Source organism: Mycobacterium sp. TH-M103 (assembly GCF_057473785.1).
In genome coordinates this window covers 1-26,160 of sequence record NZ_JBYCLG010000367.1, presented here as the reverse complement: position 1 = coordinate 26,160, position 26,160 = coordinate 1, and the positions used below count along the sequence as shown (strand labels likewise).

Annotated in this window: 23 protein-coding genes and 1 pseudogene; 16 read left to right on the top strand and 8 right to left on the bottom strand. The window is 70.7% G+C overall.

The annotated features are described in order from the left end of the window. The first annotated feature begins 148 nt into the window (after positions 1 to 148). Together AC2VOR_RS20270 and AC2VOR_RS20265 are read left to right on the top strand one after the other, a co-directional pair. Positions 149 to 1,618 carry an aldehyde dehydrogenase family protein gene (locus AC2VOR_RS20270; protein WP_369737524.1) on the top strand — a complete coding sequence of 490 codons (1,470 nt, stop codon included), beginning with the start codon at positions 149 to 151 and terminating at the stop codon, positions 1,616 to 1,618. Continuing rightward, positions 1,615 to 3,837, top strand: coding sequence for a CaiB/BaiF CoA transferase family protein (locus tag AC2VOR_RS20265; RefSeq protein ID WP_486964396.1), 2,223 nt, complete (start codon positions 1,615 to 1,617; stop codon positions 3,835 to 3,837). The genes AC2VOR_RS20270 and AC2VOR_RS20265 overlap by 4 nt, the downstream gene beginning before the upstream one ends. Positions 3,838 to 3,852: 15 nt before the next feature. Here the strand turns inward: AC2VOR_RS20265 and AC2VOR_RS20260 are convergent, their stop codons facing one another. Together AC2VOR_RS20260 and AC2VOR_RS20255 are read right to left on the bottom strand one after the other, a co-directional pair. Further along, positions 3,853 to 4,131: a type II toxin-antitoxin system RelE family toxin gene (locus tag AC2VOR_RS20260; protein ID WP_369737526.1), complete on the bottom strand. Its 279-nt coding sequence runs from the start codon at positions 4,129 to 4,131 to the stop codon at positions 3,853 to 3,855. Then, complete coding sequence (locus tag AC2VOR_RS20255; protein WP_369737527.1) at positions 4,128 to 4,397, bottom strand: type II toxin-antitoxin system Phd/YefM family antitoxin; 270 nt, start codon at positions 4,395 to 4,397, stop codon at positions 4,128 to 4,130. Before AC2VOR_RS20255 ends, AC2VOR_RS20260 begins: the two co-directional genes overlap by 4 nt. Before the next feature lie 179 nt (positions 4,398 to 4,576). Here AC2VOR_RS20255 and AC2VOR_RS20250 point away from each other — a divergent pair, with 179 nt between their 5' ends. From AC2VOR_RS20250 to AC2VOR_RS20240, 3 genes are all read left to right on the top strand, one after another. Then, positions 4,577 to 5,482 (top strand): alpha/beta fold hydrolase, encoded by a 906-nt coding sequence (locus AC2VOR_RS20250; protein ID WP_369737528.1) that lies wholly within the window; start codon positions 4,577 to 4,579, stop codon positions 5,480 to 5,482. A gap of 9 nt (positions 5,483 to 5,491) precedes the next feature. Next, positions 5,492 to 6,913, top strand: coding sequence for an acyl-CoA synthetase (locus AC2VOR_RS20245; RefSeq protein ID WP_369737529.1), 1,422 nt, complete (start codon positions 5,492 to 5,494; stop codon positions 6,911 to 6,913). An 87-nt stretch (positions 6,914 to 7,000) separates the two neighbouring features. Then, positions 7,001 to 8,299 carry an MFS transporter gene (locus AC2VOR_RS20240; RefSeq protein WP_369741482.1) on the top strand — a complete coding sequence of 433 codons (1,299 nt, stop codon included), beginning with the start codon at positions 7,001 to 7,003 and terminating at the stop codon, positions 8,297 to 8,299. 1 nt (position 8,300) lies between these two features. Here the strand turns inward: AC2VOR_RS20240 and dapD are convergent, their stop codons facing one another. Further along, a complete protein-coding gene (gene dapD / locus AC2VOR_RS20235; RefSeq protein ID WP_369741483.1) occupies positions 8,301 to 9,254 on the bottom strand; it encodes a 2,3,4,5-tetrahydropyridine-2,6-dicarboxylate N-succinyltransferase in 954 nt (317 codons plus the stop codon). Between the two features lie 88 nt (positions 9,255 to 9,342). Between dapD and dapE the strand changes: the two genes are divergently transcribed. The 3 genes from dapE to AC2VOR_RS20220 all read left to right on the top strand — a co-directional run bounded on the left by dapE (position 9,343) and on the right by AC2VOR_RS20220 (position 11,427). Next, on the top strand, positions 9,343 to 10,407 hold the full coding sequence (gene dapE / locus AC2VOR_RS20230) for a succinyl-diaminopimelate desuccinylase (RefSeq protein WP_369737530.1): 1,065 nt from the start codon (positions 9,343 to 9,345) through the stop codon (positions 10,405 to 10,407). Between the two features lie 366 nt (positions 10,408 to 10,773). After that, a complete protein-coding gene (locus AC2VOR_RS20225) occupies positions 10,774 to 11,028 on the top strand; it encodes a type II toxin-antitoxin system Phd/YefM family antitoxin (protein ID WP_369737531.1) in 255 nt (84 codons plus the stop codon). A gap of 3 nt (positions 11,029 to 11,031) precedes the next feature. Further along, positions 11,032 to 11,427 carry a type II toxin-antitoxin system VapC family toxin gene (locus tag AC2VOR_RS20220; RefSeq protein ID WP_369737533.1) on the top strand — a complete coding sequence of 132 codons (396 nt, stop codon included), beginning with the start codon at positions 11,032 to 11,034 and terminating at the stop codon, positions 11,425 to 11,427. 407 nt (positions 11,428 to 11,834) lie between these two features. Here AC2VOR_RS20220 and AC2VOR_RS20215 read toward each other — a convergent pair whose 3' ends face one another. Beyond that, positions 11,835 to 13,943, bottom strand: a complete 2,109-nt coding sequence (locus AC2VOR_RS20215; protein WP_486964395.1) for an AAA family ATPase — start codon at positions 13,941 to 13,943, stop codon at positions 11,835 to 11,837. Between the two features lie 83 nt (positions 13,944 to 14,026). Here AC2VOR_RS20215 and AC2VOR_RS20210 point away from each other — a divergent pair, with 83 nt between their 5' ends. The 7 genes from AC2VOR_RS20210 (at position 14,027) to AC2VOR_RS20180 (ending at position 19,881) form a co-directional block, all read left to right on the top strand. Continuing rightward, complete coding sequence (locus AC2VOR_RS20210) at positions 14,027 to 14,590, top strand: TIGR00730 family Rossman fold protein (protein WP_369737536.1); 564 nt, start codon at positions 14,027 to 14,029, stop codon at positions 14,588 to 14,590. A 146-nt stretch (positions 14,591 to 14,736) separates the two neighbouring features. Beyond that, entirely contained in the window at positions 14,737 to 16,521 is a 1,785-nt protein-coding gene (gene fadD6, locus AC2VOR_RS20205; protein ID WP_369737537.1) for a long-chain-acyl-CoA synthetase FadD6, read from the top strand. A gap of 231 nt (positions 16,522 to 16,752) precedes the next feature. Next, positions 16,753 to 17,577 (top strand): dihydropteroate synthase, encoded by an 825-nt coding sequence (gene folP / locus AC2VOR_RS20200; protein ID WP_369741484.1) that lies wholly within the window; start codon positions 16,753 to 16,755, stop codon positions 17,575 to 17,577. After that, positions 17,574 to 18,569, top strand: a complete 996-nt coding sequence (locus tag AC2VOR_RS20195; RefSeq protein WP_369737538.1) for a glucosyl-3-phosphoglycerate synthase — start codon at positions 17,574 to 17,576, stop codon at positions 18,567 to 18,569. The genes folP and AC2VOR_RS20195 overlap by 4 nt, the downstream gene beginning before the upstream one ends. Positions 18,570 to 18,607: 38 nt before the next feature. Then, complete coding sequence (locus tag AC2VOR_RS20190) at positions 18,608 to 18,970, top strand: DivIVA domain-containing protein (protein ID WP_369737539.1); 363 nt, start codon at positions 18,608 to 18,610, stop codon at positions 18,968 to 18,970. Continuing rightward, a complete protein-coding gene (locus AC2VOR_RS20185) occupies positions 18,960 to 19,541 on the top strand; it encodes a DNA-3-methyladenine glycosylase I (protein WP_369737540.1) in 582 nt (193 codons plus the stop codon). Before AC2VOR_RS20190 ends, AC2VOR_RS20185 begins: the two co-directional genes overlap by 11 nt. Positions 19,542 to 19,707: 166 nt before the next feature. Continuing rightward, positions 19,708 to 19,881, top strand: coding sequence for a DUF3117 domain-containing protein (locus AC2VOR_RS20180; RefSeq protein WP_066995255.1), 174 nt, complete (start codon positions 19,708 to 19,710; stop codon positions 19,879 to 19,881). Between the two features lie 27 nt (positions 19,882 to 19,908). Here the strand turns inward: AC2VOR_RS20180 and glgA are convergent, their stop codons facing one another. Further along, positions 19,909 to 21,084: a glycogen synthase gene (gene glgA / locus AC2VOR_RS20175; protein ID WP_369737541.1), complete on the bottom strand. Its 1,176-nt coding sequence runs from the start codon at positions 21,082 to 21,084 to the stop codon at positions 19,909 to 19,911. 192 nt (positions 21,085 to 21,276) lie between these two features. Between glgA and glgC the strand changes: the two genes are divergently transcribed. Beyond that, entirely contained in the window at positions 21,277 to 22,491 is a 1,215-nt protein-coding gene (glgC, locus tag AC2VOR_RS20170) for a glucose-1-phosphate adenylyltransferase (RefSeq protein ID WP_369737542.1), read from the top strand. Between the two features lie 47 nt (positions 22,492 to 22,538). On the opposite strand, the pseudogene AC2VOR_RS20165 reads toward glgC, so the two are convergent. The 3 genes and pseudogenes from AC2VOR_RS20165 to AC2VOR_RS20155 all read right to left on the bottom strand — a co-directional run. Beyond that, positions 22,539 to 24,206, bottom strand: a pseudogene (locus tag AC2VOR_RS20165) (CocE/NonD family hydrolase). Positions 24,207 to 24,235: 29 nt separating this feature from the next. Next, positions 24,236 to 24,910, bottom strand: coding sequence for a methyltransferase family protein (locus tag AC2VOR_RS20160; RefSeq protein WP_369737543.1), 675 nt, complete (start codon positions 24,908 to 24,910; stop codon positions 24,236 to 24,238). Positions 24,911 to 24,917: 7 nt separating this feature from the next. Next, on the bottom strand, positions 24,918 to 26,160 hold a 1,243-nt coding region (locus tag AC2VOR_RS20155; RefSeq protein ID WP_486964394.1), incomplete at its 5' end, for an ABC transporter permease.

Below are 26,160 nucleotides of genomic sequence, written 5' to 3'. Positions count from 1 at the left end.
GCCGTTGTGTCTACTCCAGGCGGACAGCTCTGTCAACGGGGCAGACACGCATTGAAATACGCGGAAATTCGCGTCTGCAGTGATTGACGTCACGTCGTCATAGGTGAACACTGTCTCCCGAGATGACCGACATTCGGTGAGGAAGCGCATGGCCGAGTTACACCCTCCGGGTCCCCTGGTCGACACCTATCGGCTCTACATCGACGGCGCGTGGGTCGAACCGGAGGACGGGCGCTACGACGACGTCGACCCGGCGACCGAGCAGGTCATCGCCGGCGCCCCCGACGCGAGCGTCGCGCAGGTCGGCGACGCGATCGCGGCCGCGCGCCGCGCTTTCGACGACGGCCCCTGGTCGGCGATGGGCCCCGAAGAGCGGTCCGGCTGCCTCAACCAACTCGGCGCCGCGCTGCTCGAGCACGCCGACGAGTTCTTCGCGCTCTCGCAGGCGGAGTGGGGCTGCGTTGCGAACGAACGCATGATGCAGATCGACGGCGCCGGATACACGTCCATGCACGCCGCCCAGTTGGCCACGCAGCTGGTCGACGAGCCGGTCACCGGGATCGGCGCCGGTACCACCGTGCTGCGGCACGAGCCCCTCGGTGTGGTGTCCATCCTGACGCCGTGGAACTTCCCGCACATTCTCAACGTCATGAAGGTGAACAACGCGCTGGCCGCGGGCAACACCGTCCTGCTCAAGCCGTCGCCGCTGACGCCGCTGGCCGGGCTCGCGCTGGCCCGAATCATCGACGAACACACCGACATTCCCCCCGGGGTGGTCAACGTCGTCACGCCGTCGGGCCTGCAGGCCGCCAAGCTGCTCACCACCGACCCGCGCATCGACATGATCAGCTTCACCGGCAGCTCGACCGTCGGGTGCGAGGTCATGCGCTCCGCCGGCGACGCCATGACCCGGCTCCTGCTGGAGTGCGGCGGCAAGTCGGCGAGCGTCGTCCTGGACGACGCGACCGTCACCGACGAGATGCTCGAGCAGCTGCTGTTCAACTGCTGCTCACTGCACGCCGGCCAGGCCTGCATCCTGCACAGCCGGCTGCTGTTGCCCGAGAAGCTGCACGACGACGTCGTCGACCGGCTGGTCACGCTCGCCGGCGACGTCAAGGTCGGCGATCCCCGGGATCCCGCGACGCGGATGGGACCGCTGATCAGCGCCGCGCAGCGCGACCGGGTGCAGGCGCACGTGGACGGGGCGGTCAACGACGGAGCGAAACTGGTGACCGGGGGCGGCCGCCCGGCCGGGCTGGATACCGGGTTCTATTTCGAGCCAACGATTCTCACCGAGGTCGACCCGGACTCGGCGATCGCCCAGGAGGAGGTCTTCGGCCCGGTGCTGACCGTGCTGCGCTACTCCGGGGACGACGACGCCGTGGCGATCGCGAACAACTCCCGCTACGGGCTGTCCGGCGCCGTGTGGGGCACCGACGTGGACCGGGCGGTCGCCGTCGCCCGCCGCATCCGCACCGGGCAGGTCGCGATCAACGGCGTCGGGCCCGGCGACGCCCCGTTCGGCGGTTTCAAACTGAGCGGATTCGGCCGGGAGAGCGGCGGGATCCGCGGGCTGCACCAGTACACGGAGGTGAAGGCCATCGGGATCCCCGCATGACGGGGCCGCTGGCCGGGCTGCGCGTCGTCGAACTCGCCGGCGACATCTCGGGCCCCTACGCCGGCAAGCTCCTCGCCGACCTCGGCGCCGCGGTCACCAAAGTCGAGCCGCCCGAAGGGGATCCGCTGCGCCGGTGGGGCCCGTTTCCCGGTGGTGTCGCCGACCCGCAGCGAGCGGGCTTGTTCGAATACCTCAACGCCGGAAAGCGCATGACCGCAATGGATTCCGCCAACACACGCGAGCTCGTCGCCGGCGCGCACGTCCTCATCGAGGATTTCGCACCCGGCACGCTCACGGACCGGGGACTCGGCGCCGAGGCGTTGGAGCGGCTGAACCCGAACCTGGTGCGGCTGAGCATCTCCGCGTTCGGCCGGTCGGGGCCGTGGCGTGATCGGCGCGCCACACCGCTGACCCTGCAGGCCGCGTCGGGCTGGGTCAGCGCCCGCGACCCCGACCGCCCGCCGGTGCAGGTCGGCGCCCGCATCTGCGAATACGTCGCGGGCGCCTACGGCGCGCTGGGCGCGCTGACCGCGCTGCGGCTGCACCCCGCCGGCCGCGTCCGGGAGGTGGACGTCTCGCAGCTGGAGTGCCTGCTCTCGACGCTGCCGTATCCGATGTTGATGGCGCAGCGGATGGAACGCCTTGGCCTGCCGGCGAACATGCGCTCGGCGCCGATGCTCGGTGTCGTGCGGGCCGCCGACGGGTGGGTGGGCATCAACTGCCTGACGGGGCAGCACTGGCTCGACGTGTGCGCGATGCTCGGCCTGCCGGAGTACGGCGAGCAGCAGCTCGCGATCATGATGGGCGGCCCGGAGCGCGACGAATTCTTCGCCGAGGCCGAGCCGTGGCTCGCCGGCCGGACCGTCGCCGAGATCGTCGAACTGGCCCAGGCGCTGCGCGTCCCGGCGTCCCCGGTCAACGACGGCGCGACGGTGCTGGACTGCCCGCAATACGCCGAACGCGGGTTCTTCCAGGCGGGCGGCGGCGCCGGCTGGCTGTTCCGGCGGCCCGGTCCCGCGTTCCGATTCTCGGAAGCCGCTGTGCAGCAACAGGAGCCGGTAGTCCCGGCGGCGGATGCGTTGCCCTTCGCGGGGCTGCGGGTGCTCGACCTCACCACGTTCTGGGCCGGGGCGTACCTGACCTGCTACCTCGGGGCGTTCGGCGCCGACATCGTCAAGGTCGAGTCCATCCAGCGTCCCGACGGCCACCGCTACTCGGGGGCGTTGGCCTACGAGGGCGACGACTGGTACGAGCGCAGCCCGATCTGGCAGGGCACCAACCTCAACAAGCGCGACCTCACGCTCGACCTGACCTCGCAGCGGGGCCTCGAGATCGCCCGCCGGCTGGCCGCCCAGGCCGACGTCGTCGTGGAGAACTTCTCCCCGCGCGTGGTCGAGCACTTCGGTCTGGACTACGAGTCGGTGGTGGCGCTGAACCCCGGCGTGATCATGGTGCGGATGCCCGGCTACGGCCTGCACGGCCCCTGGCGCGACTACGTCGGCTGGGCGCTGAACTTCGAACAGACCGCCGGGATGTCGGCGGTCACCGGCTATCCCGAGGGGCCGCCGTGCAACCCGCAGGGGCCCGCCGACCCGATCGTCGGCGTGCACGCGGGCGTCGCGCTGCTGGCCGCGCTCGAGCACCGCAACCGCACCGGAGCGGGCCGGCTGATCGAGATCGCCCAGATCGAGGTCGCGGCCTGCCTCACCGCGGAACCGGTGATCGAGTACTCGATGAACGGCGTCGTGCGTCCGCGCGAGGGCAACCGGCGGCGCGGGTACCTGCAGGGTGTCTACCCGACCGCGGACGACGCCTGGGTCGCGCTGTCCGTGCCCGACCGGGACGGGTCCGACCACGACGCCTTCGACGGGATCGTCGGCGCCTGGACCTCGACGCAGACGGCCGCGGAGATCGTGGAAACCTGTGCGGCGCATGGCATCGCGGCCGAGCGAGTCAGCACCGGCGAGGACATGTACGGCATCCCGCAACTCGACGCCCGCGGCTACTACGAGGAACTCGAGCACCCCGTCACCGGGGTGCACCGCTACCCGGGGTGGCCGTTTCGCATCACCCCCGGCCCGGCGCGGCACCACCGCAGCGCCCCGCCCACCCTGGGCCGGCACAACGACGAGATCCTGCGCGGCCTGGGCCTTTCCAGTGATGAGGTGGCGTCGCTGCGCGCGGCTCGGGTGATCGGCGAGCGGGTGCTGAACGCGTAACCGCGGCTGAAGGCGTCAGCGGCGATAGGCATGCGCGCGGTGCTCGATGCGGCCGATGTACAGCACGCGGTCGTCCTCGAGCGCCCGGAATGTGACGCGGTAATCGCCGCGGCGCGCGAGGCGCCAGCCTTCGAATTCGAATCGCAGCGGCTTGGACAGCCGGTACGGGTCAGCCGGCAATGTGAGGGTGATGAATTCGGCGATCGCAGCGGCGACTCGGTGCGCAAGCCGGTCGAGGGAGCGCGACGCCGACGGCGACAGCTGGACGGACCACGGTGTCTTCGGCCCGGTCACTTCAAGCCGTAGCGCCGGCGAATCTCTTCGCCGCTGACCGTCTTTCCGGCGGCGTAGTCGGCGTCGGCCTGGGCGAGCTCGTCGGCCACGCCCGGCGTCCGCAGCGCGTGCAGAGTCTCGTTGAGCGACTCGAGGTCGTCGGCGGACATGAGAACTGCCGCGACGCGGCCGTGCCGGGTGATCTGGATGATTTCGTGGGTCGTGTCGGCCTCGTCGACCAGCGCGGAGAGCTTGTCCTTGGCCTCGGTCAGCGGCACCGTCTTCATGAGTCCGCAGTATAGCCCGGACCTTGGCCAATCAATGGCTCGATAAATAGCCGGGAGAAACCGATGTCGCTAGGAGGCCGCTTCGTGGCACGAGAGCTCCAACTGCCCAATCAACCGCAGGGCGGTCGGCTCCCCGCGAGGCTTTGGTAAACCGCTCGTCACATGCCAAGCTGCTGGGCATGGCCATCGAGATCGCCCGCCCCAAGCTCGAAGGAAACGTCGCGGTCGGCGAGGACCGCCAGATCGGCTTCGCCGAGTTCGGCGACCCGCAGGGGCGTGCGATGTTCTGGCTGCACGGGACCCCCGGTGCCCGCCGTCAGATTCCGGTCGAGGCTCGCGTCTACGCCGAGAACCACCACATCCGCCTGATCGGCCTGGACCGACCCGGAATCGGCTCGTCGACACCCCACCGCTACGAGAACATCCGGGCGTTCGGTGACGACCTGCGCACGATCGCCGACACGCTGGGCATCGACAAGATGGCCGTCATCGGCCTGTCCGGCGGCGGCCCCTACGCGCTGGCCTCCGCCGCGGTGCTGCCCGACCGGGTGGTCGCCGCCGGCGTGCTCGGCGGCGTCGCGCCGTTCGTCGGCGACGAGGGCATCACCAGCGGCCTGATGAACCTGGGCAAGCGGGTGGCGCCGCTGCTGCGGCTGGGCGGTGACCCGCTGCGGATCGGCGCGAGCCTGATGGTCCGGATGATCCGCCCGGTGGCGAACCCCGCGCTGTATCTGTACGCCGCGATATCGCCCGAGGGCGACCGGCGCCTGCTCACCCGGCCCGAGTTCGGGGCCATGTTCCTCGACGACCTGCTCAACGGCAGCCGCAAGCAACTGGCGGCCCCGTTCAACGACGTCATCCTGTTCACCCGGGACTGGGGATTCCGGCTCGACGAGGTCAAGGTCCCGGTCCGCTGGTGGCACGGCGACCACGACCACATCGTTCCGTTCGCCCACGGCGAGCACGTGGTGTCGCGGCTGCCCGACGCCGAGCTCTATGTGCTGCCGGGCGAAAGCCATCTGGCCGGGCTGGGGCGCGGCGAGGAGATCCTGGCCACCCTGATGAAGATCTGGGACGAGCAGTAACCTGCTCACGTGCTGCTGGCTTCCCTGAATCCCGCGCTGGTCACCGCCACCGACCTCGCCGACGCGGTACGCATCGACGGCGTCGCGTTGAGCCGCGGCGACCTGCTCGGCGCCGCGACGTCGGTGGCCGAACGGGTCGCCGGCGCTGACCGGGTCGCGGTGCTGGCCACGCCCACCGCGGCGACGGTGCTGGCGGTCACCGGCTGCCTGATCGCCGGCGTCCCGTTCGTCCCGGTGCCGGCCGACATCGGTACGTCCGAACGCCGCCACATGCTCACCGACTCCGGCGTGCAGGCCTGGCTGGGGCCCCCGCCGGACGAGCCGGAAGGGTTGCCGCACATCCCTGTCCGGCTGCATGCGCGCTCCTGGCACCGGTATCCCGAGCCGCCGCCCGATGCCACCGCGATGGTCATCTACACCTCCGGCACCACCGGGCTGCCCAAGGGGGTGGTGCTGAGCCGGCGCGCGATCGCCGCCGACCTCGACGCACTGGCCGAAGCCTGGCAGTGGACCGCCGAGGACGTCCTGGTGCACGGACTGCCGCTGTTCCACGTGCACGGCCTGGTTTTGGGCCTGCTCGGGTCGCTGCGCGTGGGAAACCGCTTCGTGCACACCGGAAAACCGACACCGGCCGGTTATGCCCAGGCGTGTGCGGAAGCCGGCGGCACGCTGTACTTCGGGGTGCCCACGGTGTGGTCGCGGGTGGTGGCCGACGAGGGCTCCGCGCGGGCGCTGAGCCGGGCGCGGCTGCTGGTCTCCGGCAGCGCACCGCTGCCGGTCCCGGTGTTCGACGGGCTCGCCGGGCTCACCGGGCACCGGCCCGTCGAACGCTACGGCGCCTCGGAGTCGCTGATCACGCTGTCCACGCGCGCGGACGGTGAGCGGCGCGCCGGCTGGGTCGGCCTGCCGCTGCCCGGCGTGCAGACCCGGCTGCTCGACGAGGACGGCGGCCCCGCGCCGCACGACGGGGAAACCGTTGGCAGGCTGCAGGTTCGCGGGCCGACGATGTTTGACGGCTACCTCAACCGGCCGGACGCCACCGCCGAGGCGTTCGACACCGACGGCTGGTACCGCACCGGGGACGTCGCGGTCATCGACGGCGGCGGGATGCACCGCATCGTCGGGCGCGAGTCCGTCGACCTGATCAAGTCCGGCGGATACCGCATCGGTGCGGGCGAGATCGAAACGGCCTTGCTCGGGCATCCGGGCGTGGGCGAGGTGGCCGTCGTCGGGGTGCCCGACGACGACCTGGGCCAGCGCATCGTCGCCTACGTCGTCGGGGCGCCGGACGTCTCCGCCGACGAGTTGGTCAACCATGTCGCCCAGGAGCTTTCGGCCCACAAGCGGCCGCGCGAGGTGCGCTTCGTGGATTCGTTGCCCCGCAACGCCATGGGCAAGGTGCTCAAGAAGCAGTTGCTGTCCGAAGGCTGAGAGCGCGGCCTGTCCCCGAGCACGACGGCGCGGCGTCGCGCTACCGTCGTTACCGTGTCGATCCACACGGACCCCGGCGTCACGCCGATGAGGCGGGTGGCGGCCGCCTGTCTGGTCGGCTCCGCCATCGAGTTCTACGACTTCCTCATCTACGGCATCGCGGCGGCGCTGGTGTTCCCCACCGTGTTCTTCCCGCATCTGAGTCCGGCAATGGCCACGGTCGCCTCGATGGGCACGTTCGCCACCGCGTTTCTCTCCCGGCCGCTGGGCGCGGCCGTGTTCGGGCACTTCGGGGATCGGCTGGGCCGCAAGAAGACGCTCGTCGCCACGTTGCTGATCATGGCCGTGTCCACGGTGGGGGTGGGCCTGGTGCCCACCCCCGCGGCCATCGGGGGCGCCGCCCCGCTGATCCTGATCGCCCTGCGGGTGCTGCAGGGGTTCGCCGTCGGCGGCGAGTGGGCGGGGTCGGCGCTGCTGAGCGCCGAGTACGCGCCCGCGGGCCGGCGCGGCCGGTACGGCATGTTCACCCCGCTGGGCGGGGGTGTCGCGCTGGTGCTGACCAGCCTGGTGTTCCTCGGCGTGAACGCGACCATCGGCGAGCGCAGCGCCGCGTTCCTGCAGTGGGGGTGGCGGGTTCCGTTCCTGATCAGCGCCGCGTTGATCGTCGTCGCCCTGTACGTTCGGCTCAACATCGGGGAGACCCCGGTGTTCGCGGGCGAGAAGGCCCGCAACGCCGTCACCGAGGCGCCGATCAAGGAGGTGCTGCGCCGCGAGTACCGCACGATCGTCCTGGCCGGTGGCAGCGTTGTCAGCGGATTCGGATTCGTCTACATGGCCAGTACGTACCTGGCTCGGTACGCGCAGAGCGAACTGGGGCATTCCCGCACCCTCATCCTGGTCGTCGGGGTGCTGGGCGGGTTGGCGAGCATCGCGCTCGTCGCGGTCTCTGCGAGCCTGTCCGATCGGGTCGGGCGACGCCGGATGATGCTGGTGGGGAGAGTGGCGTCGCTGCCGTGGTCGCTGGTCGTGATCCCGCTGATGGACACCGGCAGCCCCGTCCTGTTCGCGGTCGCGATCGTGGGCATGTACGCCGTCGGCGCCATCGCCGCGGGCCCCACGGCGTCGTTCGTGCCCGAACTGTTCGCCACCCGCTACCGCTACACCGGCGCCGCGCTGTCCAGCAACCTCGCGGGCATCCTCGGCGGGGCGTTGCCGCCGCTGATCGCCGGGACTCTGCTGGCCAGCTTCGGCAGCTGGGCGCTGAGCCTGCTGCTTGCCGCGCTGGTGTCGGTCAGCCTGGTGAGCACCTACTTGCTGCCGGAGACCAACGGGGCGGCGCTGGGGTCGGCCGCGTCGCCCGACCTGCAGCGCAACGGCTGCCGCTGACTCAGTTGGCGTGCAGTTCGGCGTTGAGCGTGATGCCCCGGCCGTCGCGGGCCACCACCTCGACTGACCCGGTGCGCGAATTGCGGCGGAACAGCATGTTCCCGGCGCCGGAGAGCTCCCTGGCCTTGACCACTTTGCCGGCCGGCGTGGTCACCTTGGTGCCCGCGGTGACGTAGAGGCCGGCCTCGACGACGCAGTCGTCGCCGAGCGAGATGCCCAGCCCCGCGTTCGCGCCCAGCAGGCAGCGCTTCCCGATCGAGATGACATCCGTACCGCCGCCGGACAGCGTGCCCATGATCGATGCCCCGCCGCCGACGTCCGACCCGTCGCCCACCACCACACCGGCGGAGATGCGGCCTTCGACCATCGACGCGCCCAGCGTGCCGGCGTTGAAGTTGACGAAGCCCTCGTGCATCACGGTGGTGCCCGGGGCCAGGTGGGCGCCCAGGCGCACCCGGTCGGCGTCGGCGATGCGCACCCCTGTCGGCACGACGTAGTCGACCATCCGCGGGAACTTGTCGACACCGTAGACGGTCACCGGTCCGCGGCGGCGCAGCCGGGTCCGGACCGCCTCGAACCCGTCGACGGCGCAGGGCCCGTGGTTGGTCCACACCACGTTGGTCAGCACCCCGAACAGCCCGGTGGCGTTCAGGCCGTGCGGGGCCACCAGCCGGTGCGAGAGCAGATGTAACCGCAGGTAGGCGTCGTAGGAGTCGGTCGCGACATCGTCGAGCGAGCCGATCACCGTGCGCACCGCGACGGTCTCGGTGCCGCGGTCCTCGTCGCGGCCGACCAGCGCGGCCAGGTCCGGGGGAACGTCGGACGCGGCGAGCCGCGAGGTGGTGGTGGTGCCCGATTCGGTCAATTCCGGTGCGGGGAACCAGGTGTCGAGGATCGATCCGTCCGAGGCCAGCGTCGCCAGCCCGATTCCTGCAGCTCCAGTCACGGCGGTCAGGTTACTTTCTCCGGCCGAGCAGACACAAAAGCGCCCTCTTTGGGGCCGCAAATAGGAGCTTTTGCGTCTGCTCGGCATACTTGGGATCGTGCTGGACTTGCGCGGGGACCCGATCGAGTTGACCGCGGCGCTGGTCGACATTCCCAGCGAATCGCGGCACGAGGCGCGCCTGGCCGACGAGGTGGAGGCCGCGCTGCGCGCCCAGACGTCGGGCTTCGAGATCGTCCGCAACGGCAACGCCGTCCTGGCGCGCACGTCGCTGGGCCGGCCGTCGCGGGTGCTGCTGGCCGGACACCTCGACACCGTCCCGGCCGCCGGCAACCTGCCCAGCCGCCGCGACGGCGACCTGCTGTGCGGCTGCGGGGCCGCCGACATGAAGTCCGGTGACGCGGTGTTCCTGCACCTGGCCGCCACCGTGGCCGACCCCGCGCACGACCTGACGCTGGTGTTCTACGACTGCGAGGAGATCGAGGCCGCCGCAAACGGCTTGGGACGCATCGAGCGCGAGCTTCCGGACTGGCTGGCCGCCGACGTGGCCGTCCTGGGCGAGCCCACCGGCGGCTACATCGAAGCCGGCTGCCAGGGGACGCTGCGCGTGGTGATCGGGGCCACCGGCACCCGCGCGCATTCAGCGCGTTCCTGGTTGGGCGACAACGCCATTCACAAGCTGAGCCCGGTCCTGGACCGGCTGGCGCGATACCGGGCGCGCTCCGTGGACATCGACGGGTGCACCTACCGCGAGGGCCTGTCGGCGGTGCGGATCGAGGGCGGTGTGGCCGGCAACGTGATCCCCGACGCGGCCTCGGTGACGGTCAACTTCCGTTTCGCGCCCGACCGGTCGGCGGCCGCCGCGCTGGCGCACGTGCACGAGGTGTTCGACGGGCTCGACGTGGCAATCGAGCAGACCGACGCCGCATCGGGCGCCCTGCCCGGGCTGGCGCAGCCCGCCGCCAGGGCCCTGGTCGAGGCCGCCGACGGGCGCGTCCGGGCGAAATACGGCTGGACGGACGTGGCGCGGTTCGCCGCCCTGGGCATCCCGGCGGTCAACTTCGGGCCCGGCGACCCCAACGTCGCGCACAAGCGCGACGAGGCGGTGCCGGTGGGCAACATCACCGCGGCCGTGGACGTGTTGCGGGCATACCTGAGCGCATGAGTGCCGAGCCGGCCAATCGCGGCCATATCGGCGTCCCCCTGGCGGTCCTCACCGCCCTGTTGGATCGGCTTGGACACCACGAACCGGCCGCCATCATCGGCGGTTTGGCCGTCGATCCCCTCGGCGCGGCGGGCTTTCCCGAGATCATCACGACGGTCACACACCTTCACGAGGTCCTCGGCGGCCAGATCTACGAATCGTCACTCGCACGGGCGAGGGCATGGGCGTTGCCGTTGCCGAGGTGGCCGCCTACGCATACGACCAAATCGAGCGGGTCCGCACGGAACCGCAGGCGGTCTCGGAATAAGCGGAGAGTTGTGCCCGACGTGCGTAGCTCACCGTCGCACCACTTGCTACACTTCGTCGGTGGCCAGGACCATCGCGCAGCGTGAGCTCCGCAACGACAACGCCAAGGTGATCGACGCGGTGGCTGCGGGGGAGACGTTTGTCGTCACCCGCAACGGTGAGCCGGTGGCCGAGTTGAGCCCGATCCGAACCGGTCGCCGCCGCACCTTCGTCTCCCGCGACGACGTCGCGGCGCTGGCGGCCGCCGCCGCCGTGCGCATCGACCACCGCCGGTTCCGCGCCGACCTGGACCGGTCGATCGACCAGGGCCTCTGAGCCGTGGCGTCCGGCCTTCTCGACACCTCGGTGGTCGTCGACTGGCATGACCCGGCCGTGATCGCCGCGCTGCCCGACGAAATGGCGATCTCGGCGATCACCGCGGCCGAACTGGCGTCCGGTCCGCATTTGGCCGGCGACCCGGTCGAAGCGGCCAGGCGGCAGGCCCGGCTGCAGGAAGTCGAATCGATACTGGAACCGATTCCCTTCGACGCGGCGGCCGCGCGCAGTTATGGACTCGTCGTCGCCGCCGTGGTCGGTGCAGGCCGGATGCCGCGGAGCCGTTTCGCCGACCTGCTGATCGCGGCGACCGCGCACGCGAGCGGCCTCGATCTCTACACCCGAAACGGGGCGGACTTCGCCGGGCTGGACGGCCTGGTCCGGGTCTTCGACGTCTGAGCCGTCTGAGCCATCGGGGCCATCGGGGCGTGACGACCAACTCGACGCTGCCGACGCCCGCGTTCGCGACGACGGCCAGCACGGGCGCGTTGGGCGCCGAAACCACTTGCCGCCGCCCACGCCGGGGCGCCCTCGCCCTGGAACGCCTCGTTGTACGAGGTCCCGATGGAAGTCGAGCAGGCTGACCATGCCGTGCGACGCGACCGGCGACGCGGCGCCAGTGGTCAGCGCGGTGATCAGCGATCCGACCGCAACCAGACTGGCCGCACGGGAAGGGCGGATCTGCATCGTGCCTTCAACCCGCGTTGCTCACGGGCTCGGAGCCACTGCAAACCGTGATGGCTAATGGTCGCTGCGGCAACATGATCGGGTCACGGTTCGCGCACAATGCGGCGCGCCGGTCAACGCTATCCGTCGCACCGCCGGGCCTGCGCGTCGGCGTCGGCGGCCGCCGCGCGCATCCCCACCGCGGCCAGCTCGCCGGACACCGTCTGCAGCGCGGCCGCGTCGCCAGCGGCCAGTGCCCGCGCGTGGGCGAGGGCGAGATTGCCGGTGAGACAATCGATCTCGTCGCAGAGTCGGGCCAACGGGTCCGCGGCGCGAATGTTGCCGAGCCGTACGGTCTCGTACCACGCCCGCAGCGCCGTGCCGGGCTGGCCGCCGCGTTCGGCCATGCGCGCGGCGTCCCGGGCGGCGGCCACCGCGCCGTGTGCGTCGCGCACCGCGGCCAGCCGCCAGGCCCGCGCCACACCGAGCTCGGGGGCGAACAGCGCCGACTTGGTGCCGTGGCGGGATTCGGCCCTGCTCAATGCCTTTGCCGCCGCGGCGGTGTCGCCCTGCTGCGCCAGCGCGGTGGCCAGCAGTGTCAACGACAGTGGTCCCCACGAATACCCCGTGCGTTCCAGCGTGGTGGCGGCCGGCCCGAGCAGCGCCGCGGCACGGCCGAATTCCCCGGCGGCGATCAGCACATGGGCCAGCAGGACCTCGCCGATCGCGCGGCCCGGCTGCTGTAGTTCGGCGAAATCGGTGAACTGCTGGGCCAGTTCGGCGGCCGCGTCGAGCCGGCCAGTCATCATCAGCGCAGTGGTCTGCCCCAAACCGATGGTGAAGCGCAGCAGCCCGGGATGCTCAGCGGCCAGGGCCCGTCGGGCCAGCGGCTCGACATCGTCGAACCGGCCCTGCCGCGCCGAGCACAGCGCGGCCGCGCTGGCGGCCCAGGCCACCGCCTGGTCGTCGGCCGCCGGCGACGCCAGCACCTCCCCGGCGATCTCGACGGCGTGGGCGACGTTGCCCGCGTTCATCGCGAACGTGGCGCTCAGCGCCTGCAGGGTTGTCAACGAGGCGGCATCGGTGACCCGGTTGCGCACGGTCCGCAAAAACGCGGTCGCGCGTTCGGGTTCGCCGAGCATCCAGAACTGATTGGCCGCCCGCAACAGCGTGAACGCCATCAGCTCCGGTTCGGATAGCGCGGCCGGGTCGACCCCGGCCAGCACCGACTCGGCCTCGCGGCCGCGCCCCTGCCACGCCAGGGCATGGGCCAGTGGCAGTCGCGCCGCGAGGTCCCCGGAGCGGTCCAGCGCCGAGCGGGCCAGCCGCTCGCCCAGGTCGAGGTCGCCCAGCCGCAGGGCCTGCTCTGCGGCGGCGACCACCTCGGCGACCGGCTGCTGCGCGTCGCTGTCCAGCGCCAGGGACGCCAGCCGCAGCCGCTCGCTGAGATGCTCGGGCGCACGCCGGGACAGCAACGTCACGATCTCGGTGCGCCGCCGCCGGGCGCCGTCGGCTCCGAGCGCGGCCCGGGCCCGCTCGGCGAACAGCGGGTGCGCGGTGTAGACCACCGGCACGCCGCGTTCCCGCGTCTCCGCCGCGCCCCATTCCCGGGCCTGCTCCACCGCGCCGTCGCCGGCCAGCACCGCCAGGTCGGCCAGCGCCAGCGGCTCCTCGACGGCCAGGTAGTCCAGCACCGACCGGGCCGGCGCGGGCAAGGCGGCGATGAACGCGTCGACCTCGGCCGGGTCGGTCGGCCCGCCGGGCGCCTCGATGTCGATGCGGTCCAGCAGGGCGTCGGTCCACAGCGCCGCGATGGCCTCGGGGGCGGCGTCCGCACGGACGGTGACGATCAGCCGGGCGGTGCCGGCCAGCGCCAACTGATAGACCAGCGTGGCCGACAGGATGTCCAGCTCGTGGGCGTCGTCGACGACCAGCAGCAGGTCTTCACCGCCCGCCGCCAGCGAGGCCCGGGCCGCCCGCAACAACGCCGCCGGCTTGCCGATGTCCGCGATCGCGACCAGATGGCCGAAGGCCCCGAACGGCACCGCCCGTTCGCTCGGGGTGCCGGTGACCCACCTGGCGAGCACGTTGGGGTGCCGGCGGGCGAGGTGCTCGGCGGCCAGCCGCGCCAACGTGGACTTGCCGACGCCGTCGGGTCCGAGCACTACCGCACCGGCGCCGTCGGCCAGGGCGTCGTTCAGCCGGTCCAGCGCCGCCGCATGCCGCGGAACGTTCCATCGAATCGGCACTGCCGGATCTTATTGCGCGGGCGAGCCCCGGCGGGGCGCATCGGCGGGCGTGCCGTCGGGGGCTTGGTCTACCTTTGGCGGATATGGGTCCGGGAGGCAATCCGTCAGGCAGCTGGGCTGTCTGCGTCTACTGCGCGTCCGCGCCGACTCATCCCGAATTACTCGGCCTGGCCGCCGAACTCGGCGAGGCGATCGCCGAGCGCGGCTGGACCCTGGTCTGGGGTGGTGGCCGCGTGTCGGCGATGGGGGCGGTCGCCGGCGCGGCGCGGGCCCGCGGCGGCCACACCGTCGGCGTCATCCCGCAGCACCTGATGCGCCGCGAGATCGCCGACACCGACGCCGACGAGCTGATCGTCAGCGACACGATGCGCGACCGCAAGCGCACGATGGAAGACCTCGCCGACGCGTTCATCGTCCTGCCCGGCGGCGTCGGCACCCTCGACGAGCTGTTCGACGCATGGACCACCGGCTACCTCGGCATACACGGCAAGCCGATCGTGCTGCTGGACCCGCTGGGGCATTACGAGGGGCTGTGGGTGTGGTTGTGCGGGCTGGCCGACCGCGGTTACGTCTCGCAGGCGGCGATGGACCGGTTGGTGCTGGTCGACAAGGTGAGCGCCGCGCTGGAGGCGTGCGCGCCCGCCTGAGTCATCCCTCAGCGGGCCGTCCCCGGCCCGCGTCGTCGCCCGGCGGGGTTGGATGGTCGGACTCCTCAGCGGGCCGTCCCCGGCCCGCATCGTCGCCCGATAGGCTGGCCGCCGAGCTGGACTGTGCACAGGAATGAGGGGTCGACGTGTCCGATCACGACGGGGGAATGCGCAAGGCGGTCGGCCTGACCGACATCGCATTCAGGCTGCCGGGCGTACTTGCCGACCTGCCGGTCATCCTGCGCGGGGCGCTGACGGGTCTGCTGGCGCGGCCGGGTTCCCGGAAGTCGATCGGCACGGTGTTCCAGGACCGGGCCGCCCGTCATGGCGACCGGGTCTTTCTGAGGTTCGGCGACCAGGAGGTGACCTACCGTGACGCCAACGCGGCCGCCAACCGTTATGCCGCGGTGCTGGCCGCGCGCGGCGTCGGCAAGGGTGACGTCGTCGCGATCATGCTGCGCAACTCGCCCAGCACCGTGCTGGCCATGCTGGCCACGGTCAAGTGCGGTGCCGTCGCCGGGATGATCAACTACCACCAGCGCGGCGAGGTGCTGGCGCACAGCCTGGGCCTGCTGGACGCCAAGGTGTTGATCGCCGAGACCGACCTGGTGAGCGCGGTCGCCGACTGCGGAACCGCCGGCAGCACCGAGACGCTCACGGTCGAAGACCTCGAGCGGTTCGCCATGAGCGCCCCGGCCACCAATCCGGCGTCCGCCTCTTCCGTGCAGGCCCGTGACACCGCGTTCTACATCTTCACCTCGGGCACCACGGGATTCCCCAAGGCCAGCGTGATGACGCATCGCCGGTGGTTGGCCGCGCTGGCCGCGTTCGGCGGCATGGGCCTGCGGCTGAAGAGCTCCGACGCGCTGTACTGCTGCCTGCCGCTTTACCACAACAACGCGTTGACGGTGGCGTTGTCCTCGGTGATCAACTCCGGGGCGACGCTGGCGCTGGGCTCGTCGTTCTCGGCGTCCAAGTTCTGGGACGAGGTGATCGCGAGCGAGGCCACCGCGTTCATCTACATCGGCGAGATCTGCCGCTACCTGCTCAACCAGCCGCCCAAGCAGACCGACCGGGCGCACAACGTGCGGATGATCGCGGGAAACGGGCTGCGCCCGGAGATCTGGGACGAGTTCACCGAGAGGTTCGGCATCGGCCGCGTTTGCGAGTTCTACGCCTCGAGCGAGGGCAACGCCGCGTTCATCAACGTCTTCAATGTGCCCCGGACCACCGGACTGTTCCCGATGCCGCTGGCCTACGTGGAGTACGACCCCGACACCGGCGCACCGCTGCGCGACGAGAGCGGGCGGGTGCGCCGGGTCCCGGCCGGCCAGCCCGGCCTGCTGCTCAGCCCGGTCAACAAGCTGCAGCCGTTCGACGGCTACACCGACCAGGAGTCGAGCGAGAAGAAGTTGGTGCGCAACGCATTTCGCGAGGGTGACTGCTGGTTCAACTCCGGGGACGTGATGAGCCCGCAGGGCCTTTGGCACGCCGCCTTCGTCGACCGGCTCGGCGACACCTTCCGGTGGAAGGGCGAAAACGTCGCCACCACGCAGGTCGAGGCGGCGCTGGCGTCCGACGGCTCCGTCGAGGACTGCACGGTGTTCGGTGTCGAGGTGCCCCGCACCGGCGGGCGCGCCGGCATGGCCGCGATCAAGCTGCGCGAGGGTGCCGAGTTCGACGGGCAGTCGCTGGCCCGCGCGGTGTATTCGCAGCTCCCCGCGTATGCCTTGCCGCTGTTCGTGCGGGTGGTGGACTCGATCGAGCAGACCACGACGTTCAAGAGCCGCAAGGTGCAGTTGCGCGACCAGGGTTACGGTCCCGACGTCAAGGACCCGCTGTACGTGCTGGCCGGCCGGGAGGAAGGCTACGTGCAGTACTACGACGACTACCCCGACGAGGTGGCGGCCGGTAAGCGACCGCGGGGCTGAAGGGCCCGGGGCCGTCGGTTCGAGCCGGTAAGCGACCGCAGGGCTGACGTGAGACGCCCCTGCGTGCGCCGAGATCGACGTTTTGCAGCTGGAGTGCGAGCAGCGGCCTGCAAAACGTCGATCTCGGCGCAATGGGGCCTGCGCGCCGCGGGGTTTGCGGGAACCAGGCACCATGTATGCGTGCAGTCCACGCTGTGCGGCCGCCCGGTCGCAGGGGATCGCCCGCTGATCATGGCGATCGTCAACCGCACCCCGGATTCGTTCTACGACCGCGGTGCGACCTTCAGCGACGGCGCGGCCCGGGACGCGGTCCACCGGGCCATCGCCGACGGCGCCGACGTGATCGACGTGGGCGGTGTCAAAGCGGGGCCCGGTGACAGCGTCGACGCGGCCACCGAGATCGCCCGCCTGGCGCCGTTCATCGAGTGGCTGCGCGGCGCCTATCCGGACCAGCTGATCAGTGCCGACACCTGGCGTTCGGAGGTGGCCAGGGTGGCCTGCGCCGCCGGCGCGGACCTGATCAACGACACCTGGGGCGGCGTCGACCCCGCCCTGCCCGCGGTGGCCGCCGAGTTCGGCGCGGGACTGGTGTGTTCGCACACCGGGGGCGCGCTGCCGCGCACCCGCCCGTTCCGGGTGAGTTACGGTACATCGGCCCGCGGCGTGGTGGACGACGTGATTCGCCAGGTCACCGGCGCCGCCGACAGGGCCGTTTCGGCCGGGGTGGCCCCCGACAGGGTGCTCATCGACCCGGCCCACGACTTCGGCAAGAACACCTTCCACGGGCTGGCTCTGTTGCGTCACGTGGGCGATCTTGTTAACACGGGGTGGCCGGTGCTCATGGCTTTGAGCAACAAGGACTTCGTCGGGGAGACTCTTGGAGTGGAATTGACCGAGCGGCTCGAGGGAACATTGGCGGCCACTGCGCTGGCGGCGGCCGCGGGCGCGCGAATGTTTCGGGTGCACCAGGTCGCTGCCACCCGGCGGGTTCTGGAGATGGTGGCCTCGATCCAGGGAACGCGCCCGCCCGCGCGCACCGTGAGGGGACTGGCATGACGGCATCCGAACTGGTCGCCGGCGAACTGACGGGTGAGGGGGCCGTGTCCGCCCGACCGGGGGATGTCTGGCTGCGCGACCGCTGGCACCGGCCCGGCTGGACCGTCGAGGCGCTGGAGGCCGCGAAGGGCGGGCGGACCATCTCCGTGGTGCTGCCCGCCCTCAACGAGCAAGACACCGTCCAATCGGTGATCGAGAGCGTCTCGCCGCTGATCCGGGACGGCGGGGGCCTCATCGACGAACTGATCGTGCTCGACTCCGGCTCGACCGATGACACCAAGAACCGCGCCATCGCCGCGGGCGCCCGCGTCGTCAGCCGGGAACAGGCGCTTCCCGAGGTGCCGCCCCGGCCGGGCAAGGGCGAGGCGCTGTGGCGCTCCCTGGCGGCCACCAGCGGCGACATCGTGGTGTTCGTCGACTCCGACCTGATCGACCCGCACCCGATGTTCGTGCCGTGGCTGGTCGCTCCGCTGCTCACCGGCGACTGCGTTCACCTGGTGAAAAGCTTCTACCGGCGACCCCTGCAGGTCGGCGACGCCGACGGCACCGCGGGAGAGACGGGCGGCGGGCGGGTCACCGAACTGGTGGCCCGGCCGCTGTTGGCGGCGTTGCGGCCGGAGCTGGGCCTCATCCTGCAGCCGCTGGGCGGGGAGTACGCCGCGAGCCGGGAATTGCTGACCTCGCTACCGTTCGCCCCGGGCTACGGCGTGGAGATCGGCCTGCTGGTCGATACCTTCGACCGGTTGGGGCTCGACGCGATCGCCCAGGTCAACCTGGGTGTGCGGGCTCACCGCAACAGGCCGCTGGCCGAACTGGGGGCGATGAGCCGTCAGGTCATCGCGACCCTGCTCTCACGCTGCGGGATCCCCGACTCCGGGGTCGGGTTGACCCAGTTCCTCTGTGGCGGGCCCGAGGGTTTCGGCTTCATCCCGCACACCTCGCCGGTGTCGCTGGCGGACCGGCCGCCGATGAAAACGGTCCGGCCACGTTGATCCCCGGGCTGTCGGCACGATAGGGCAGTATCGGTCACGTGGCGCTGGTGTTGCTGTACCTGGTTGTGTTGGTGCTGGTCGCGATCGTGCTGTTCGGTGCGGCCAGCCTGCTGTTCGGGCGTGGTGAGCAGCTGCCGCCCCTGCCGCGGGGCACGACGGCGACGGTGTTGCCCGCCTACGGCGTGACCGGCTCCGACGTCGACGCAGTCAAGTTCACCCAGGTGTTGCGCGGATACAAGACCAGCGAGGTGGACTGGGTGCTGGACCGGCTCGCCCGCGAGCTCGAGGCCCTGCGCGGCCAGCTGGCGGCGGTCGATGCCTCGGCCGCCGAGCGCGCCGCCCAGCCCGATCCGGTGGAACCCGAGGACGGCCAGGGTCGTCAGGACTCACATGAACGATGATGAGCTGGTTCGCTGCGACTGGGCGTCGGCGCGGCCCGGCCGCGATTTCGACCTGTACCGCGACTACCACGACCGGGAATGGGGCCGCCCGGTGCGCGGCGGGGTCGCGTTGTTCGAACGGGTGAGCCTGGAGGCCTTCCAGAGCGGGCTGTCCTGGCTGGTGATCCTGCGCAAGCGGGAGAACTTCCGGCGCGCCTTCTCCGGGTTCGACATCGAGAAGGTCGCCGGCTACACCGATGCCGACGTGCAACGGCTGATGGCCGACGAGGGAATCGTCCGCAACAGGTCCAAGATCGAGGCGACGATCGCCAACGCGCGCGCGGCTGCCGAGCTGGGATCTCCCGACGACATGTCCCGGCTGCTGTGGTCGTTTGCGCCGCCGCCGCGGCCCCGGCCGGCCGACGGCAGCCAAATCCCCTCGGCCAGCGCCGAATCGAAGGCGATGGCCCGCGAGCTGAAACGCCGTGGATTCCGCTTCGTGGGGCCGACCACCGCCTATGCGCTGATGCAGGCGACCGGGATGGTCGACGACCATATTCGTGCTTGCTGGGTGCCCGCGACAGGCGGATGAGGCGCGACAGCCGGGTCTTGGTGCAACCCGTGATCTCCATAGGGAACAATGGAGGGGTGATTTGGCAGTTCGATGTCGGGTGTGGCAGGAAGTTCGCTGGCGGGGCACGCTCGACGCCGACCAGGCCCGCTGAAGCGGGCCGGCCCGACTGTGGAGGGAGCACTCGATGGCGGCGATGAAGCCCCGGACCGGAGATGGTCCTTTGGAAGCGACCAAGGAGGGGCGCGGCATCGTGATGCGGGTACCACTCGAGGGAGGTGGTCGACTGGTCGTCGAGCTGACGCCCGACGAAGCCGCCGCCCTGGGTGACGAGCTCAAGGGTGTTACCAGCTCGACCTGAGGTTCGGCATGACCGAAGACCCGGGTGCTAAGCACACACCTTCCGGTAGACGTCCAGCGTCTGATCCGCGGCGTGCGCCCAGGAAAATTCTTCGATGCAGCGCTGCCGCCCCGCCCGGCCGTAGCGCTCGGCTTTTCCCGGGTCGGCGATCAGCTCGTTGACCGCTTCGGCCAATCCGGCCTGGTACCCGCAGGCGTCGTCGGGATCGTAATGTACCAATGACCCGGTGACACCATCGGCGACCACCTCGGGTATCCCGCCGACGTCGGAGGCCACCACCGCGGTCCCGCAGGCCATCGCCTCCAGATTGACGATGCCCAGCGGCTCATAGACCGAAGGGCATACGAAAACAGTTGCCGCCGAAAGTATTTCGCGTAGATCGCTCGTGGGCAGCATCTCCCGGACCCAGAACACGCCGGAGCGGGCGCGGGCCAGTTGCGCCACCGAGTTGCGCACCTCCTCGGCCAGCTCCGGGGTGTCGGGAGCGCCGGCGCACAAAACCAGCTGCACCCCGGGGCTGAAATGGTGCGCGGCGGCCACCAGGTGGGCGACGCCCTTCTGCCGGGTGATCCTGCCGACGAAGGCCACGATCGGCCTGTTCCGGTCCACCCCGAGTTCGGCCAGCAACGAGCCGCCGGGGTCCGCGGGTCCGGCGGGATACCAGACTTCGGCGTCGACGCCGTTGCGGATTACGTGCACCTTGGCAGGGTCCAGCGCGGGATACACCCGTAGGACGTCCTCGCGCATGCCGGAGCTGACCGCGATAACCGCGTCGGCCGCCAGCACCGCGGTGTGCTCGACCCACGTCGACACCCGATAGCCGCCGCCGAGCTGTTCGGCCTTCCACGGCCGCAGCGGCTCGAGGGAATGCGCGGTCAGCACATGGGGGATGCCGTAGAGCAAAGCGGTCAGGTGCCCGGCCAGGCCGGTGTACCAGGTATGCGAATGCACGACGGTGGCCGCCGACGCGGCGTTGACCATGACCAGGTCCGACGACAAGGTCGACAGTGCCGCGTTGGCGTCCTGCAGCCGCGGATCGGGCTGGTGGGCCTGCACCCCCGGGACTCCCGGGCGGGGCGCGCCCATGCAGTGCACGTCGACCTCGCAGAGCCGGCGCAGCTGGGCGACCAACTCGGTGACGTGCACCCCGGCCCCGCCGTAGACCTCCGGTGGGTACTCCCGCGTCATCATCGCCACCCGCATATCGGCACCGTAGTGCGGCGGCCGGGGGGTCCGCGAGTCGGGATGCGGTAGCACCGGGGCGGCAGCCGGTGGGTGGCGGCCGGTGGGCCGCGGCGCGGCCGGGCGAGCCAAATACCTTGACGGACAGAACGTCAGAACGGCAAAAGCGAGGACCCCCTGGCAGCGGTTCGCAACGGCCGATAGGTTTGTGCCATGAGGGAAGCGCCACACGTGCTGGGCATCGTCCTGGCCGGCGGTGAGGGCAAGCGCCTGTACCCGCTCACCGCGGACCGTGCTAAGCCCGCGGTTCCCTTCGGCGGCGCCTACCGGCTGATCGATTTCGTGCTGTCCAACCTGGTGAATGCCCGGTTTCTGCGGATCTGTGTTCTCACGCAATACAAGTCGCATTCACTCGATCGTCACATTTCGCAGAACTGGCGGTTGTCCGGCCTGGCCGGTGAGTACATCACCCCGGTGCCGGCGCAGCAGCGCCTCGGCCCGCGCTGGTACACCGGCTCGGCTGACGCGATCTACCAGTCGCTCAACCTGATCTACGACGAAGACCCCGACTACATCGTGGTTTTCGGTGCCGACCACGTGTACCGGATGGATCCCGAGCAGATGGTCCGGTTCCACATAGACAGCGGGGCCGGCGCGACGGTGGCCGGAATCCGCGTCCCGCGCAGCGAGGCCTCCGCGTTCGGGTGCATCGACGCCGACGACTCCGGTCGCATCCGCGATTTCGTGGAGAAGCCACTGGACCCGCCGGGAACCCCGGACGACCCGGAGTCGACGTTCGTGTCGATGGGCAACTACATCTTCACCACCAAGGTGCTCATCGACGCGATCCGCGCTGACGCCGACGACGACCACTCCGACCACGACATGGGCGGCGACATCATCCCGCGGTTGGTCAACGACGGGATGGCCGCGGTCTACGACTTCAACAACAACGAGGTCCCCGGCGCCACCGATCGCGACCGGGCCTACTGGCGCGACGTCGGGACGCTGGACGCGTTCTACGACGCGCACATGGACCTGGTGTCGGTTCATCCGGTGTTCAACCTCTACAACAAGCGCTGGCCGATCCGCGGCGAGTCGGAGAACCTGGCGCCGGCCAAGTTCGTCAACGGCGGCTCGGCGCAGGAGTCGGTGGTGGGGGCGGGCAGCATCATCTCGGCGTCCTCGGTGCGCAACTCGGTGCTGTCGTCCAACGTCGTGGTCGATGACGGCGCGATCGTGGAGGGCAGCGTGATCATGCCGGGCGCCCGGGTGGGCCGCGGCGCGGTGGTGCGGCACGCAATCCTGGACAAGAACGTCGTGGTAGGGCCCGGCGAGATGGTCGGGGTGGACCTGGAGCGGGACCGGGAGCGTTTCGCGATCAGCGCCGGTGGCGTCGTCGCGGTGGGCAAGGGCGTCTGGATTTAGCTCCGAGCAGACACAACCTCCCGCTTGCGGGGGACTGGTCACGGGGCTTAGGGGAGCTCCGGGACGAGCAGATGGGCGTCGTAACCGGCCCCCAGTGCAAGGTGACCGACCCGGCCGCGCGGCGAGCCGGCGTAGGCCGCCGGGAACTGGCCGGTGAGCGGGTTGCGCGGACACAGCCGGCGCCCGGCGACCACCAGCCGCAGCTGCTTGCCGGCGCGGAACAGCGTCGCCAAGGGGCCCAGCGCGACGTCGACCGCCACGACCTCGCCGGCGGACACCGGGCCGATGCATGCCGGCGCGGGCTCCCACGGCCGCAAGAGCTCGGGGTCCGGCGCGCGCAGTGCCACCCGCTGCCACCCGGTCCCGGCCATAGCCGTAGGACCCCTCGAATCCCACATACCGCCCGCCGCGCCACTTCTCCACGCCGACTAACAGGTTCGCGCCGTCGCAGCCGTCCAGTGAGATCCACAACCGTGCGGCCATGGGACCGGTTAGCTCGACATCCTCGGATGCTGTCCAATTGAAAGATGCTGTGCGAGAACGGCTTCGGAACGCAAAGCGACTGGACTCCGGTGGCGGGTCCGGGGAGAGCATTCCCGGGCCGCTCAGATACAGCGGCCGCCAACGGGTTCCGGCTAGCGGCCATTCCGCCTCTTCGCGCACCGCGGCGACGGTGTCGCGATCCTCGCGCACCTCGAGGCGCACGCTGCGCGACCCCGCCGCGCCGTCCAGCACGCCGCGGAAGAACTGCAGCTGTTCGTCGCGCGCGGCCGAGGCGTAGAAGGTCGCCCACTTGCCGCCGCGGTGGGTGTAGAGGCGGGCGGGGGCGGAGCCGCACTGCGTGAAGGCCCGGATGGAACCGCGGCTGTGCAGGTTGTCGTCGGAGAAGCTGCCGCACACCAGCATGGGCACCTCGATCGCCGACAGGTCGGGCACCAACGAGCGCCAGAAGTCGTCGCGCAGCGGGTGCTCGTCCTGCATCTGCGCGAGGTCGTAGGCCTGCCGCGTCGTCCAGGCGACGATGCGCCCCCACAGACGGGCGAACCCGCGTTCGCAGACGCCGCCCGGAAAGGTCAGATCGCGGTACGCGTCGGTCAGGCCCTCCCACGGGCAGATCGTCCGCAGCGCCGGCGGCCGCACGGGCGCGACGGCGTACTGGCTCATGGCCAGGTAGGAGACCCCGAGCATGACCACCCGGCCGTCGCACCAGGGCTGGCCGGCGATCCACTGCACGAGGTCGTTACTGTCCTCGGATTACTGGTGCGACAACAGCTTTCCGGCTCCGCCGGAATGGTCGCACCCGCGTGAGTCGGCGTTCACGACCGTGAACCCGCGCGCGGTCCACCACGCCGGGTCGGGCGCCTCCCAGCCGGTGAGCGCCGAGAACCTCACCGGCCGCGGCTGACGCAGCATGCGGTATTGCGCCGAGAACGTCCACCTCTTGCCCCGCCGCGCCGGCAGGGTGTCCTTGCCGTAGGGGTGGATGCTGAGCACCACTGGCCGAGGCGGACCGTCGGACTTACGAATTACATTGACAAGCAACGTGTTTCCATCGCGGGTCGGCGCCCCCACGTCGTGGTCGACGACGACGCCGGCCGGGGGTCGGTGACGGTGACGGGCGGTTTGACGATGCCGCGGATCCGGCTCAGGGCGTACCGCAGGGCGCCGGGCCGTCGCCACGGCCGGTCCAGGGCAGGCGCCGCGTTTCGGGTCACGCCGCTACCTTAAGGCGTGCGGCCAGGTGTCACCACAGGTGCGGCAGCAACCGGTAGCGCACGTCCCGGGTGTATTCGCGGTAGCCCGGCAACTCCGCGATGAGCACCTTCTCCTCGTCGAGGATGCGAAAGACGAGCATGACGACGCCGGGGATGACGAAGACAAGACCCCAGTAGGAACCGAGGGCCAGCGGCACGCCGACCATCATCACCACGTCTCCGGCATACATCGGATGCCGCACCAACCCATAGAGACCGCCGGTGACCAGTGTCTGACGCGCCTCCACCGTGACCGTGGCGGCGGCATAGCCGTTCTGGACGACCACCAGCATGGCGATACTCAGCCCGGCAGCTACCAGGAGATCACCGAGCAGGCAGAGCCACACGGGCACCGTCGACCAGCCCATCCGATGATCGAATGCGCTGAGCGCCATCATCGCGAAGAGATCGACGGAGAAGCCGGTCATGATGATCTTTTGGATCGTCCGGGTCTCCGCCCTTGGCCCGGCATGCATGCGTCGCCGCAGAGCCGCGAGGTTCGTCCGCGCCAGATAGATCGTGGGGACGATCGATGTCGTCGTGAACGTGGCGATGAAAACCCAGGCCTGCCAATAGTGCAGCGTGCCGGCAGGTACGAAGAGGGCCAGACCGAATGTGGCGAGTCCGAAGACCGAGGACACGGCCAGCCGAACGGCGGTCTTCACCAGGCCCCTAGCAACGCAGATCGCGGCGTCGAAAAGCCATGACACCAAACATGATCAGGGCACCATCGATGGCCAGCAACCACAGCAGCGGCACGGCGGTGAAGTCGCCGCCGACGCGCGGGATGTGGGCGAAAGGCTCCAGATCGAGCAACCACTGCGGGAACCCGGCCAGTGAACCCATCAGGTAGACGGCGACGAAGGCGACCAGCACGCCCCACGCCGCTGGTGCGAAACGGGGCGTGAGACCGAACAATCCGACCGTCACGGCGGCGAGCAACCACACCGCCGGCAACTGCGCGAGGGCGGTTCCACTCACCACCGCCAGCTTGCCGCCGACGTCGCCGGCGGCGACGCCGTAGACGAATCCGCCCACCGCACCGCTGGTCAGCATCGCCGCCGCGGATCCGGCCAATGCGGCCACCAGATGGCTTGTCAGCCAGCCGGTTCGCGATACCGCACCCGCCAGCGTCGTTTCCGCTCGTTGGCAGGATTCCTCCTGGTGCAAACGCAAGGTCAGCGAGATGGCGAAAGCGGCGGCCACCATCCCCATCATGGTGAACGCCACCGCGATGAACGCCTCCTCGAGCGCGGCGGTGCCGCCCATGCGCACCACCATGTCGTGCGCCAGCTGGCTGCCGCCCAGTTCGTCGCCGACGCCGTGCACCACGCTGCCCATCACCAGGCCGTAGAGGCACAGCCCGGCCGTCCACAACAACAGCGAGCCGCGGTCCAGCCGCCATGCCAGCCCGAAGGCGTTGCCCAACCCCGGTGCCGCGGCCCCGGGACCGGCGCGTTCATCCAGCAGTCCGGCGCCGACGTCGCGCGCGGCGAGCAGCCGATACGCCACCGCGGTGAGCACCGTCGCCGCCGTCAGGTCCACCGCCAACACCCACCAGTGATCGCCCGCATACGGCCTGACCTTTAGCGACCAGCCCAGCGGCGACAGCCACGACAGTGCGCCGTCACCGGCATCGCCGATGGCGCGCAACGTGAACGCGCCCGCCAGCACGGCGAACGCGGCCCCGCGCGCGAACCGCGCGCTCGACGACAGCTGCGCGGCCACCGCGGCCACAGCGGTGAACACCACGCCGGAGCCGGCCAGCGCCGCCCCGAAGGCGAGCGACCCGCCGGACGGCACGGCGGTGGTGAGCAGTCCGGCCGCACCGATCGCGCCGGTGGCCACGGATGCCCCGAACGACAGCAGCAGCGCCGCGCTCAGGCTGGCGTAGCGGCCCACCGCGGTCGAGTCG

Bases quoted from the DNA above. Each gene is read 5' to 3' on its own strand.
- AC2VOR_RS20255 (WP_369737527.1), bottom strand. From the start codon at position 4,397: ATGAAGACGGTGCCGCTGACCGAGGCCAAGGACAAGCTCTCCGCGCTG.
- glgC (WP_369737542.1), top strand. From the start codon at position 21,277: ATGAGGGAAGCGCCACACGTGCTGGGCATCGTCCTGGCCGGCGGTGAG.
- AC2VOR_RS20250 (WP_369737528.1), top strand. From the start codon at position 4,577: ATGGCCATCGAGATCGCCCGCCCCAAGCTCGAAGGAAACGTCGCGGTC.
- AC2VOR_RS20195 (WP_369737538.1), top strand. From the start codon at position 17,574: ATGACGGCATCCGAACTGGTCGCCGGCGAACTGACGGGTGAGGGGGCC.
- AC2VOR_RS20270 (WP_369737524.1), top strand. From the start codon at position 149: ATGGCCGAGTTACACCCTCCGGGTCCCCTGGTCGACACCTATCGGCTC.
- AC2VOR_RS20210 (WP_369737536.1), top strand. From the start codon at position 14,027: ATGGGTCCGGGAGGCAATCCGTCAGGCAGCTGGGCTGTCTGCGTCTAC.
- AC2VOR_RS20265 (WP_486964396.1), top strand. From the start codon at position 1,615: ATGACGGGGCCGCTGGCCGGGCTGCGCGTCGTCGAACTCGCCGGCGAC.
- glgA (WP_369737541.1), bottom strand. From the start codon at position 21,084: ATGCGGGTGGCGATGATGACGCGGGAGTACCCACCGGAGGTCTACGGC.
- folP (WP_369741484.1), top strand. From the start codon at position 16,753: ATGGCGATCGTCAACCGCACCCCGGATTCGTTCTACGACCGCGGTGCG.
- AC2VOR_RS20240 (WP_369741482.1), top strand. From the start codon at position 7,001: ATGAGGCGGGTGGCGGCCGCCTGTCTGGTCGGCTCCGCCATCGAGTTC.
- AC2VOR_RS20185 (WP_369737540.1), top strand. From the start codon at position 18,960: ATGAACGATGATGAGCTGGTTCGCTGCGACTGGGCGTCGGCGCGGCCC.
- AC2VOR_RS20180 (WP_066995255.1), top strand. From the start codon at position 19,708: ATGGCGGCGATGAAGCCCCGGACCGGAGATGGTCCTTTGGAAGCGACC.